The organism is Flavobacterium pectinovorum, assembly GCF_022802975.1.
Taxonomy (GTDB): domain Bacteria; phylum Bacteroidota; class Bacteroidia; order Flavobacteriales; family Flavobacteriaceae; genus Flavobacterium; species Flavobacterium pectinovorum_B.
Genome location: NZ_JAFEVZ010000009.1, coordinates 186,102 through 199,346 on the forward strand (window position 1 = coordinate 186,102; position 13,245 = coordinate 199,346).

General features: G+C 34.2%; 9 protein-coding genes. 8 read left to right on the plus strand and 1 reads right to left on the minus strand.

Annotated elements, in window-relative coordinates; translation table 11 throughout:
• Window positions 1–270 precede the first annotated feature (270 nt).
• Together FLV_RS14260 and FLV_RS14265 are read left to right on the plus strand one after the other, a co-directional pair.
• The gene (locus FLV_RS14260; RefSeq protein ID WP_243234787.1) at window positions 271–3,000 is read left to right on the plus strand and encodes a pectinesterase family protein; all 2,730 of its coding nucleotides are present in this window, start codon (window positions 271–273) and stop codon (window positions 2,998–3,000) included.
• An 85-nt stretch (window positions 3,001–3,085) separates the two neighbouring features.
• Window positions 3,086–5,038 carry a GDSL-type esterase/lipase family protein gene (locus tag FLV_RS14265; protein ID WP_243234789.1) on the plus strand — a complete coding sequence of 651 codons (1,953 nt, stop codon included), beginning with the start codon at window positions 3,086–3,088 and terminating at the stop codon, window positions 5,036–5,038.
• 230 nt (window positions 5,039–5,268) lie between these two features.
• Here the strand turns inward: FLV_RS14265 and FLV_RS14270 are convergent, their stop codons facing one another.
• Window positions 5,269–6,219 carry a PhoH family protein gene (locus FLV_RS14270; RefSeq protein WP_243234791.1) on the minus strand — a complete coding sequence of 317 codons (951 nt, stop codon included), beginning with the start codon at window positions 6,217–6,219 and terminating at the stop codon, window positions 5,269–5,271.
• 183 nt (window positions 6,220–6,402) lie between these two features.
• On the opposite strand from FLV_RS14270, the gene FLV_RS14275 reads away from it, so the two are divergent.
• The 6 genes from FLV_RS14275 to FLV_RS14300 all read left to right on the plus strand — a co-directional run bounded on the left by FLV_RS14275 (window position 6,403) and on the right by FLV_RS14300 (window position 12,252).
• Window positions 6,403–7,233: an S-adenosyl-l-methionine hydroxide adenosyltransferase family protein gene (locus FLV_RS14275; protein ID WP_243234796.1), complete on the plus strand. Its 831-nt coding sequence runs from the start codon at window positions 6,403–6,405 to the stop codon at window positions 7,231–7,233.
• A gap of 52 nt (window positions 7,234–7,285) precedes the next feature.
• Window positions 7,286–7,582 (plus strand): putative quinol monooxygenase, encoded by a 297-nt coding sequence (locus tag FLV_RS14280; RefSeq protein ID WP_243234797.1) that lies wholly within the window; start codon window positions 7,286–7,288, stop codon window positions 7,580–7,582.
• A gap of 160 nt (window positions 7,583–7,742) precedes the next feature.
• On the plus strand, window positions 7,743–8,468 hold the full coding sequence (gene gldF / locus FLV_RS14285) for a gliding motility-associated ABC transporter permease subunit GldF (protein WP_243234798.1): 726 nt from the start codon (window positions 7,743–7,745) through the stop codon (window positions 8,466–8,468).
• Window positions 8,468–10,153: a gliding motility-associated ABC transporter substrate-binding protein GldG gene (gldG, locus tag FLV_RS14290; protein WP_243234799.1), complete on the plus strand. Its 1,686-nt coding sequence runs from the start codon at window positions 8,468–8,470 to the stop codon at window positions 10,151–10,153. The genes gldF and gldG overlap by 1 nt, the downstream gene beginning before the upstream one ends.
• Window positions 10,154–10,259: 106 nt before the next feature.
• Window positions 10,260–11,378 carry a DNA polymerase III subunit beta gene (gene dnaN, locus FLV_RS14295; RefSeq protein ID WP_243234809.1) on the plus strand — a complete coding sequence of 373 codons (1,119 nt, stop codon included), beginning with the start codon at window positions 10,260–10,262 and terminating at the stop codon, window positions 11,376–11,378.
• Between the two features lie 244 nt (window positions 11,379–11,622).
• Complete coding sequence (locus FLV_RS14300) at window positions 11,623–12,252, plus strand: DsbA family oxidoreductase (RefSeq protein WP_243234810.1); 630 nt, start codon at window positions 11,623–11,625, stop codon at window positions 12,250–12,252.
• Window positions 12,253–13,245 lie beyond the last annotated feature (993 nt).

Consider the following 13,245-nt stretch of genomic DNA (forward strand, 5'->3'; position numbering starts at 1 on the left):
AAACACAGCTAATGATAAAAAAGTGGAAGTAAATGACCAAAATTTGAAACTCATTATTCTTTTATTAAAATAGTTTTGATGCAAGATATTAATTAATTAAAAAATTGGCTTTAAAAATACAGTATTCATTTTAAACAACATGCATAAATAAATATTTGCTCTGTATTTGATGAAGATTATATTGATTAATATCTAACTATAGTTTGGAGAGGTAACTATTTAAACTATGAAAATAACTTTACAACAACCAATCACTAACTATCTAATTTTATGAAAAAACTCGACTTTTTTGTCCTCCTGTTTATAGGACTTTTATTTTTTAATACAGGTGCCGCGCAAAGTTTTAGCCCGGACATCGTAGTAGATATTAATGGATCAGGAAATTTTACCTCTATACAAGCCGCAATTGATGCAGCACCTGTAGGAACGCCAACTATTATTTATGTAAAAAGAGGTTTGTACGACAAGGAAAAATTATTAGTTCCTGCTAATAAAACCAATTTAACCTTAATTGGAGAGAGCAGGACAGAAACGATTATTTCTTATGATATTTACAATTGTAACGATGGCGGTGATGGTTTGTGCCCGGATGCTAAAGTGGCGCTTTGGGCTTCCAATACAAATTTAGTGGCAACAGCAGCCACACTTACGATCATGGCAAATGATTTCAGGGCAGAAAATATAACCATCCGAAATACAGCCGGACCAGTAGGACAGGCACAGGCACTGACGCTTCGTGCAGACCGAAATGTGTTTGTGAATTGTGATATAGCTGCTTATCAGGATACTATTTATTTCTGGACTGCCGAAACTTCACGCGCTTATTTCAAATCCTGTATGATTTTAGGTCGTACCGATTATATCTATGGTCGTGGAGTTGGTGTTTTTAACGAATGTGAAATCAGAAGCTACGGAGGGGCATGGATAACTGCACCTTCAAGTGAAGAAACGCAGACTTACGGTTTTGTATTTTATAAATGTAATTTAACGTATCAGCCGAACAGTCCGAGGTTAGGTGATGATGGTGTGAAAATTAAATTCGGCCGTCCATGGCATCAATATCCAAAAGTAGCCTGGTTGTATTGCACTATGCCTGCAGAAATAGATCCTTTAGGTTGGGGAGATAAATGGAATATGGCTTATGCTGATACAGACCCAAGACTTAAATTATATGAGTGGATGAACACTGGTCCAGGAGCTGATATGAGCGGAAGAGCAAACTGGGTAGGTATTAGACCATTGGCAGATCAGACAGAAGCCAATTTATATGAGCCAAAAATTGTATTGGCTGGTACAGATAACTGGGATCCGACAGCTATAGTTCCAACTGTAACTGTATACAATTGGGATGGAGGTGCTGCTAATACCGGTTGGTTGGAAGCAGACAATTGGAACCCGAATGCTGTTCCGATTGCTTCAGAAGCTGCAAATGTTGATGGAATTTTTACAATAAATGCGAATGGTGGAAATTTTGCCGCAGATTTGAATTTATTGAACGGAGCTGCTATTGATGTTTCTACCAATAGTTCAACAACTTTACTTACACTTAATCAGGCATCAATTTCTACAACTGCTATTGCATCTTTATCCGGAAACATCAAGACTAAAGGTGCTGTCACAGTCAACAGTTCTGCTAATCTGAATCTGACTGCTGTGATCAGTGGCGTGCACCAGATAACTAAAACAGGAACAGGAATAGTTCAGTTGAATAGCAATAATTCCGGTTACACGGGGAATTTGGTTATTGAAGCAGGTGAAGTTCAGGCTAAAATTGCCAGTTCATTAGGGAAATCACCAAAAATCACTATAAAGACAAATGGAAAACTAACTGTTGATTTGAGTACTGCAGTTGATGTAAAAACAGCACTTTATACAGAAGGAGCGGCCTCTGTTGTTATTAATCAGGATATCACAATTAATGAATGGTATATTGACGGAATTTTACAGCCAGTTGGTATTTATACTGCTGCTACAAATGCATCTACGATTAGCGGAACAGGTAAAATAATCATCGGAAGGCCAAGTGAATTTGGTTTCTTAGGAGGATTGTGGGATGATGTTACTAAATATTCCCCGGCCCTATTGCCAAGAGCAGGCGAAAAAGTAAGTATAAACAGTGGAATAACGATCGAAACAACATTTTCTCAATTTGAAGGTGATATGTATGTGAAAACCGGAGGAACAATTAGATTAAGACAAATAAAAGACTCCAGATGTTTAGGTCCGGTTAGAATGGCTCAGGGATCTACTATTACCTATGCAACAAGCGGTACAGGTTTTTATCTGAATGCTCCAATTGTTTTAGAAGGTGATGTTTCTCTAACGATGAGTAGTAATAACGTAGCAGGAAACACAATGGATTTACCGGGAACATTTTCGGGAAGTAATAAAGTAATTGTTCGAAATATTAGGGATTTTGCGAGTGCAGCGGCGGTAAAGTTAGGAGGAGACAATAGCAATTTTACAGGAATCTGGGATTTGACTTTTGCTGCAGCGAATGCCGGAGGTTCAGCTGTAATTAATGGAACGGTTGAAAATGCTTTTGGTAAAGGAACAATCAATCTGGCTTTTAATAACAAAGCTATTTTTAATCATATGAAATGTGCCGGAGACGAATTAACTATGAATATAACCGGTTCATCTGCTTCTGCGCTACTAAACGTGGCTGTTGCAGTGAAGAAATTTACTTTAAACGGAACCCAGCTCCCAAACGGAACATACAATGCCACAACACACCCGGGATTACTTACTGGTACGGGATCAATTACTGTGAATTCGGGTAGTTTGGGTTTAGATGAAAATGTTTTTCTAGAGTATGATATGTTAAAAGTAAACGGAATACTTGAAAGTCTGGATGTTTATAATCTTTTGGGTCAACGTGTTTATCATACAAAATCTGCTGCTACAGAAATAAATTTAAATAATCTGAAAACGGGAATCTACATTGTTCGTTACAAAATCAATGGCAAACAAGGAGCTGTCAAAGTATATAAAAAGTAGGATTATAAATTTCATTCACTTAACAAAATACCACGAAGTATATGTTTTTCATATACCCATAATTACATAAAATAAAATCCAAAAAATGAAATCAGTATTATCAAAATTATTTGTTGTTGCTTTAATCTTTTGCAGCATCATTTCAGCAAATGCACAAATCACGCTTCACACCATTGGCGATTCTACAATGGCAAATTACGACGAAAGCACTTCAGATATAAGAGGCTGGGGGATGATGTTTCAGCAATTTTTCAATTCAGGAGTTACAGTTAATAATCGTGCTAAAAATGGAGCCAGCAGTAAGAGTTTTTATATGGAAGCTCCATATTGGACAACTGTAAAGCAACAAATAAAAGCCGGTGATTATGTTATCATTCAGTTTGCTCATAATGATGAGAAAAACGGAGGGCTTGATGGAGGTACAGATCCCGCAAATCCAATTAACGGAACAGACTATAGAGGTACAAATCCGCAAACAACTTATAAAGATTATCTTAGAAAGTATATTGACGAAACACGTGCTTTGAATGCTACACCTATTTTGGCAACTTCTATGTGCAGAAAATATTTTAGTGCTGGTACAATTACGCGCAAAGGACTTCATGATCTAGGTCCGGATTTCAGTCTTCCGGCAACAGATCACACTTATGATTATACTTATGCTATGAAAGAGGTTGCAACAGAAAAAGGAGTACAGCTTATCGATTTGACTACCTTAACAAAAACGTTAGTTGAATCTTATGGTGATGCCGCAAGTACAGCTCAGCTTTACGTTTCAGCAGATTCTACGCATCCAACAGCATTATTGGGCACATTGACTGCCAGATTATGTGCGCAGGAAATGGTAAAACAAAATATTTTAGCATCCAATATCAATACATCAACAGATGTTTTAATCAATCCGACTAATTGTGATTTTGGAGATGCCTACACCGGTCAGACTCTTACCAAAGAAGTAACAATTACTGGTTTTGATCTTTTGCCGGCATCTGGAACATTTGCTCTATCTGTAGATAATGGGTTTTTAATTGCGGCAAACAAAACTGATACTTTTAATTCTTCTATTACGATGAATTACACTGGAGGCAATCTTGCTTTTACAAAGTTTTATATTTCGGCAACACAATCGGTTGGAGGAAATAAAACAGGAACCCTGATTGTAACCAACGGAAGTATCACAAAAACAGTTCCTTTAACGGCTAATTTTATTACATTGACAGGCGGGACAGAAGTTAATCTTATATGGGGATTGACTGCAAATGATACTTATATTTTACAAGGTCCGGCAATTGCTCTTGATCAGTCACATACAGGTATGTCCGTTCAATCGTATGCAGCACCTAGCGGAACTGCAACAATATGGCCGGCAGGAAGCGGTTATGATACGACAAGAAAAACTCAAAGAAACGACCCTACAGGGGGAAGCTGGCCTGCAGGAGAAATTGATGAGGTATCAACTCGTTATACACAGTTTGGAATTTCTCCTGCTGCAGGAACCGAATTAAATGTTGATTTAATAAGTTTATATGTTGGCGGAGCAGGAGGGAATGGTATGAGATGCCGTATTTCTTATTCTACAGATGATTTTATCACAACATCAGTGGTTGGTGAGCTGACAAGTATGACCTCAAACACAATGTATGCGGTATCAAAAATTCCGGTACTTAAAATTCCTTATGGAAAAATCTTAAAAGTTCGTGTTTACCCATGGTACAATACTGCTTCAGCCACAACGGGAAAAAGAATTTGCCTTTCGGATGTTAGAATCCATGGGGTAGCTCTTCCTGCTACCAATCTGGCTACGGATGATTTTTCGAAAAGCCAATTAAAATGGACAATAAAAGACGGTTTCATAAAGATAGAAAATGCACAGGAAAACAGTACAATCAGAATCTATGATTTAACCGGAAAACAAGTGCTTAAACCAACCAGTATAAGTAATGATTCAGGTATAGAATTGCCAAAAAATAAAGGAGTTTATATTGGTAAAGTTGAATCTGAAAAAGGGGTAAAAACAATTAAGTTTTTAGTTCTATAAATTTTAATCAAATGTAGAGTTCATAATACGATTGATGTTTAATTGAAGCCATTGAGATTTTATATTTTAATGGCTTTTGACTGTTGAAAGTTTCAATTGTAGTATAGAAACTTCTTAAAAAAAATATTCGTTTTCCACATTTCTATAAAAAAGACTATGTAGAAAACGAATATTAATAAATGTCAAAACACATTTTACGATTTACATTTGATATTTCACTAAAATTAAATTTAATCGTGATTTTCTATTTGTTTATAAGCGTCAATCACCTTTTTGACTAATCTGTGACGTACGATATCTTTATCATCCAGATAAATAATTCCGATGCCTTCAATATCTTTCAGAACCAAAATTGCCTCTTTCAGACCAGAAATAGTTCTGCGTGGTAAATCGACCTGTCCCGGATCTCCCGTAATCATAAATTTGGCATTTTTCCCCATTCGGGTCAAAAACATTTTCATTTGTGAATGGGTGGTATTCTGCGCTTCATCAAGAATTACAAAAGCATTATCAAGTGTTCGTCCTCGCATAAATGCAAGAGGCGCAATCTGAATAATTCCTTTTAAAATGTAGTCTTCAAGCTTCTCGTTTGGCAGCATATCGCGCAAAGCATCATAAAGAGGTTGCATGTAAGGATCTAGTTTTTCTTTCATGTCACCGGGTAAAAAACCAAGGTTTTCACCTGCTTCTACAGCCGGACGAGTTAATATGATCCTTTTTACTTCTTTGTCTTTTAGTGCTTTAACAGCCATCGCAACACCTGTGTAAGTCTTTCCTGTTCCAGCTGGTCCAATTGCAAATACCATATCATTTTTTTTAATGGTATCCACCAAAAGCTGCTGGTTAGGCGTCATGGCTTTTATAATTTTACCGCCAACCCCATGAACGAGTATTTTGTCATGATCTAATGATTTTCTTTCATCCTGACCATCACTCATAATGACACGTTCAATTACATTATCGTCAATGTTGTTGTATCGGGTAAAATGGAGCATCAGTCGTTGAAATCTCTTTTCGAATTCATCCAGAACTTCTTTTTCGCCAAATGCTTTCAAAGTCGTCCCTCTTGCTACTATTTTAAGCTTTGGGTAGTACTTTTTAATGATTTCAAGATGAGTGTCTTGAGCGCCCCAAAAGTCTTTTGGAGCGATGTCTATGAGCTCGATTATTCTTTCGTTCAAATGAGGTAGTTTTAAATTAAAAATAAATCTTTTTTATAAATCGGTGGCTGTCGGGTCTGTTTATATTTTTAAATGCAATTTGTTTTTTCTTTCTTTCAATTTGCATTTAGTATTATTAGCTTTGCATTTCTCAAATTTAATGAAAATTAGATTTAAATACTATCAATAGTTATAAACAAAATCATGTCAATAATTACCCTCACTACCGATTACGGCTTGAAAGACCACTTTGTTGGTTCACTGAAGGGTAAAATTATTTCTGAATACCCAGAGGTTCAGATAATTGATATTTCGCATGATATAGACCCATTTAATACTGCCGAAGCAAGTTACGTTATTGGAGCTTCTTATTTAAGTTTTCCAAAAGGAACTGTACATTTAATTGGGGTTGATATTGAACGCAATAAAGAGAATCAGCATATCGCCATGCAATGGAACGACCATTATTTTATTTGTGCCGATAACGGAATTTTAAGCATGCTTACGCAGAAGATCGTTCCGCAAAAAATTGTCGAAATTAATATTCACGATCGTTTTCCAATTGAATTTAGCGATTTGGATATTTTTATACAAGTGGCCTGTCATATCGCAAAAGGCGGTTTGTTGAATGTTATTGGGAAAGAAATTCAGGGAATTAAGCAAATTACAGAATTACAGCCGGTTGTTGCCAACGATGGTAATTCAATAAAAGGGTATGTGATTTATATTGACCATTTTGGAAACGTGGTAACCAATATTTCTAAAAAGCAATTTACAGAAGTTGCTAAAGGTCGGCCTTATGAAATTGTAATGAAACCTAAAAGCATCAAAACGATTCTGCCAAATTATTCAGCAATTGCAACTTCAGACAAATACCCAATTAAAACGTACGAAGGTGAAAAACTGGCTATTTTTAATGAAGCAGGTTTCCTCGAAATCGCTATTTTTAGAAGTAATCCTTCAAATGTGGGATCAGCAAACAGCTTATTAGGACTGAATTATCGGGATGTTATTACGATTCAATTTTTGAGTTAGTAATTTCGTCAAAATAAAATACATTTGCACCCAAACTGAATTAAAGAATTATATGTTTGTCAGAATAGTAAAAATGAGCTTTCATGAAGAAAAAATTCCTGATTTTCTGGGAAATTTTGAAATCATGAAAGATAAAATACGAAATGCAGAAGGAAACCGTTTTTTAGAATTGTATCAGGATAAAAATGATAAATGCATATTTTTTACATACAGTTATTGGGAAACCGAACAAGATTTAGAAAACTACAGACAATCTGAATTATTTAATACGGTATGGGATTTTACAAAAAAGTTATTTAATGCCAGGCCCGAAGCTTGGAGTGTTGATAAAGTGGTTTCTTTAGTTTAAAATTTCAGGTTTCAAGTTGGATGCTGAAACTGAAAAATTGGAACGAAATTAACCGCAAAGAACGCAAAGATTATATTAACAGGTTTTAGAAAAAACAAAGTTCGCAAAGTAAAGCAACGTGAAACCTGAAACAAGAAAAACTTGAAACAAAATAAGTTACATGAAATCAATTATTTTACGGGAAATAAACTCCTTTTTTGGCTCTCCGATAGGCTATTTGGTCATTGCGATTTTCTTAATCAGCAACGGACTGTTTTTATGGGTTTTTGAAGGGGATTACAATATTCTAAATACCGGTTATGCCGATTTAACCCCATTTTTTACATTAGCACCCTGGATTTTGATTTTCCTGATTCCGGCAGTAACCATGAGAAGTTTCTCTGATGAAAAAAAACAAGGAACATTAGAATTGCTTTTGACCAAACCATTGTCGATTTGGGAAATTGTAAACGGAAAATTTTTAGGGGCTGCATTTTTGATTATTCTAGCAATTATTCCAACATTTATTTATGTAAAAGTAATTTCTAATCTAGGTTTTCCTGAAGGGAATATCGATATGGGCAGTACAATTGGTTCTTATTTTGGGCTATTATTTCTGATTGCGTCTTATTCTGCTATCGGAATTTTTACTTCAACGCTATCAGAAAATCAAATTGTAGCATTTATCATTTCTGTTTTTTTATGTTTTTTCTTTTATTTTGGATTTGAAGGTTTAGCATCGCTGATTCCTGGTTTTTCAGGTTTTATACCAGCATTGGGTATGCAGGAACACTTTAAAAGTATAAGTAGGGGAGTAATTGATACTCGTGATGTGATTTACTTTTTAAGTGTTACATTTCTGTTTTTGTCTTTTACAGTTTATCAATTAAAATCTTTTAAAGCCTAATGAAAGCATCTACTCAATTAAATTTCAAAACGTTATGGATAACTATTTTTATTTTGGTTGTCCTGAATGTATTAGGTACTTTGTTTTTTTATCGATTTGATTTAACCAAAGACAAGCGTTACACTCTATCTGAAACTTCTTTGCAGATTGTAAAACAGGTTAAAAATCCGTTATCTGTAAAGATTTACATGGAAGGTGATTTGCCAGCTGATTTTAGACGTTTACAACAAGAAACAAAACAATTGCTGGAAGAATTTCATGCTTATAATTCAAATATAGTTTTCGAATTTGTAAATCCGCTGGAAAACAAAGATGAAAGTATGGATTTGGTAAAAGCATTGTACCAAAAAGGACTTACACCCATAAACCTTACAGTTGATGATAAAGGAAAGCAGTCTCAGGCCATGGTGTTTCCATGGGCAATTGCAGTTTACAACAATAAAGAAGTAAATATTCCTTTGTTGAAAAACAGAATGGGAGCTTCTACTACGCAAAAAGTAATTGGTTCTATTCAGCATTTAGAATATTCTATTGCTGATGCGATCAATAAAATTACGAAAGACAAGCAAAAGAAAGTCGCTATTATAAAAGGTAATGGTGAAATGAAAGAAATTCACATTGCCAAGATGTTGATGCAAATTCGTGAAAGTTATTATATAGGGCCATTTACATTAGACTCTGTTGCCAAAGATCCTAACGGAACTTTAAACGCATTAAAAAAATACGATTTAGCCATAATTGCAAAACCTACTGAAACTTTTTCTGATGAAGAAAAACAAGTTTTGGATCAATTTATCGTTAATGGAGGAAAAACGTTATGGCTGATAGATCAGGTTTCAGCAGATATGGATAGTTTGTACAATCAGGCAGGTGTAACTTTGGCATATCCAAGAGATTTAAATCTGAATGATATGTTCTTTAAATATGGATTCAGAATTAACCCTGATCTGATAAAAGATGAACAGGGAAGCCCCATAAAATTAGCTACCGGTGAGCAGGGAAGTGCAACACAATATCAGGATTTTATTTGGAAATTTGCTCCATTAGTGTCTCCGGAAAGCAAACATTCAATCGTGAAAAACTTAGGAGGAATCAAATTTGACTTTGCAAGCCCAATCGATACATTGAAAAACGGAATTAAGAAAACGGTTTTATTGCAATCGTCACCTTATTCTAAAAAAATAGGTACCCCATTTGAAGTTAATTTAGATATTGTTTCAGAACAGACCTCTCCAAAAGATTATCTTAATAAAGGAAATTTACCAATGTCGGTTTTATTAGAGGGAAGTTTTCATTCGGCTTTTGAAAATCGTGTTTTGGCTTTCAAAGAAAATTCATTTTTGGCGCACGGAAAACCAACCAAAATGATCGTTGTTTCTGATGGTGATGTAGCTAAAAATCAATTGGATAAAAATATGGAGCCAGTAGAATTAGGATACGATCAGCGTTCAGGAAACTTATATGATAACAAGGATTTTGTAATGAATTGTATCAATTATTTATTAGATGATACCGGACTTATTAACATTAGAAGCAAAGATTTAGATTTACCGTTATTGGATAAAGAGAAAGTTTACGAAAATTACACTCAGGCGCAATTCATAACTATCGGACTTCCAATCTTAATTTTGCTGGTTTTTGGACTTGTATTTACTTACATCCGAAAAAGAAAATACAGCAAATAGATGTTAATAAAAAAATTGCGAAACTAAGATTGTTTACGATATATTTGTAATCTGTAAATTTTAGGTTCAAATTACTAAAATAGACACAAAAATTAAAAACAGAGAGATGAAATTTATAGTATCGAGTTCGTACTTATTAAAACAATTACAAGTTTTAGGTAGTGTAATTAACAGTAACAATACATTACCTATTTTAGATAACTTTTTATTTGAACTAAATAATAATGAGTTGACAGTTTCAGCATCAGACCTTGAAACCACAATGTCAGCTACATTATCAATCGATTCTACAAGTAAAGGAAGTGTAGCTGTACCTGCAAAACTTTTACTCGAAATTTTAAAAACATTTCCGGAGCAGCCTTTGACTTTTACAGTTGAAGATAATAATACTGTTGAAATTAGTTCTAATTCAGGAAAATATGCATTGGCTTATGCTGCTGGAGAAGAATTTCCTAAATCGGTAAGTCTTGATGATCCATCTGTAACACTTGTTCCTGCAGATGTTTTGGCAACTGCGGTAAGTAAAACTATTTTTGCAGCCGGAAACGATGATTTACGTCCGGTAATGTCTGGGGTTTTCTTCCAGTTTTCGCCAGAAGGATTAACTTTCGTAGCGACTGATGCTCATAAATTAGTAAAATATGCGCGTACAGATGTTAAAGCGTCTCAGGTTGCAGATTTTATTATGCCTAAAAAGCCTTTGAATATTTTAAAAAGTATTCTTGGAAGTTCCGATGCTGAAGTAAAAATTGAGTACAATGATTCAAATGCAACGTTCTCATTTGATAATTATATTTTAATGTGTCGTTTAATTGATGGAAAATATCCAAATTACGAAGCAGTAATTCCTAAAGAAAATCCAAATAGACTAATGATTGATCGTTCTTTGTTTTTAAGTTCAGTTAAGCGTGTTGCGATTTTCTCAAACAAAACTACACATCAAATTCGTTTAAAAATTGCAGGGGCTGAATTAAATGTTTCGGCAGAAGATATTGATTATTCAAATAAAGCAGAAGAAAGATTGACTTGTGATTATCAGGGTGATGATCTTCAAATTGGTTTTAATTCACGTTTCTTGACTGAAATGCTAACTAATTTGCAATCAGATATGATTATGTTAGAGATGTCATTGCCAAACAGGGCTGGGATTTTAACACCGGTAGATGGTTTAGAAGAAGGAGAAACTGTTACAATGTTGGTAATGCCAGTGATGTTAAATAGTTAACATCAAAAGTTTTTTTTGTTACAGGGATCTTTTTTAGTTTCAGATTAAAGACATATCATTGTAAAAAAAAAATATCGCTATTAACCAACCATTTTTTATACCTAGAAACCGCAATTCTTTAAAAAAGAGTTGCGGTTTTTTATTTTTCTCACTCTTGATAAAGATGAAGTGAATCGGAATACTTTGCTCTTATTCTTTTCTTAAATGAAAAAATCTTCTAAATATATTTAATTATTTTTGTGATATGAAAATAGAAATTTGGTCGGATATTATGTGTCCGTTTTGTTACATAGGAAAAAGACAATTGGAAAAAGCCCTGGCTGAATTTCCAAATGATGAATTTGAAATTGAATGGAAAAGTTTTCAGCTCGACCCATCAATAACCCCTCAACATAATAAGGATGTTTATGCTTTTTTGGCAGAACGCAAAGGTATTTCGCTGGAACAATCAGTAGAAATGCATAAAGCAGTTGTTGAACGTGCAAAAAGCGTTGGTTTGGAATATCATTTTGAAAAAGCTATTATCTCAAATTCATTGATGGCTCATCGCATCATACATTTAGCTAAAACCAAAAAATTGGATGATGAAATGGAAGAAATTTTCTTTAAAGCATATTTTACGCAAGGAGAGGATTTAAATGATGCTTCGGTTTTAATGAAATTAGGGATACAGGCCGGGTTAGATGAAAATGAAGTTCGTGAAGTAATAGAAAATGAAAGTATGTTTTTGAATAATGTGCAAAAGGATATTGCCGAAGCGCAGGAAATAGGGGTGCAAGGTGTTCCATTTTTTGTTTTTGATAGAAAGTATGCTATTTCTGGCGCGCAGCCCCTTGAAACTTTTTTGCAAACAATTAATGAAGTGAAGAAATAACTTTGGATGTTTATGTAATCTCAACCCCGGCAGTTTTTTTAGAAAATCTGTCGGGTTTGTTTTTTCTACATATATAAGTAGAAAATTATACTAGATAATGTATAAGAGTAAAAGTTTGTCCTGCCGATCGAATTCGAATCTCTTTTTAATATTGGAATTTGATTATATTAATGAGAAGCTTACTCCCGCTATTCGCTGCAATCTTTAGTACCGAACCCCGGTACAAAAGGATTTTCACTACTATCGGGGCTATGGTTTGCGTTTTGAGAAGGAAATTTTGGTAAATAGAAGATTATTTCAGGAAGAAAACGATGAAAGAAGAGAGTTTTAGGATGTTTGCTGTGTTATAAATAGGTAAAAAGGGCAGAAAAAGGGTTTTTTATAATTTGATATAAGTTCATCAAAGCGTCCCAAAACAGAAAAACTTGACAAAATCAAGATGTGAAAAAGGCTAAAAACTATCAAAAAGGCATCTAAAACACGAAAAGTCTTACATTTTATTAAAAAAAGTTATTTTGTAAATAAGGAGTTATCAGTTAGTTAAGAAATAATTCAAAAAAAGGCTAAAAAAAGGGGTTAAAAATTATTGTTTAACTGAATAAGTGTGGTACTTTTGCACCCGCAACAGCGAAGGCGTTCATCGAAATACTGGCAAGTAATAAGAATCAAATGAAAAGAAATTTTCAAAAAAAAAGATTCCAAAAAGCTTGCGAGATTTGAAAATGCTTTTTACCTTTGCACCCCGCAAACAGTGAAAGTTCATTGATAGATTGGTAGATAAATTGGAGAGAAGGAAATGAAAAATTTTCTAAAAAAAAACTTCAAAAAACATTTGCCAGTTAGAAATAAGTTTTCTACTTTTGCATCCGCTTTGAGAAACAAATCAAAGTAAATAAAATAAGAAATACACGTTCGTAGACATATTGAATTGACAGCCGTTTTAACAGAGATGTTAGAACAAAAGAATAAGAGTAATAGAATTGTGAGATTCGA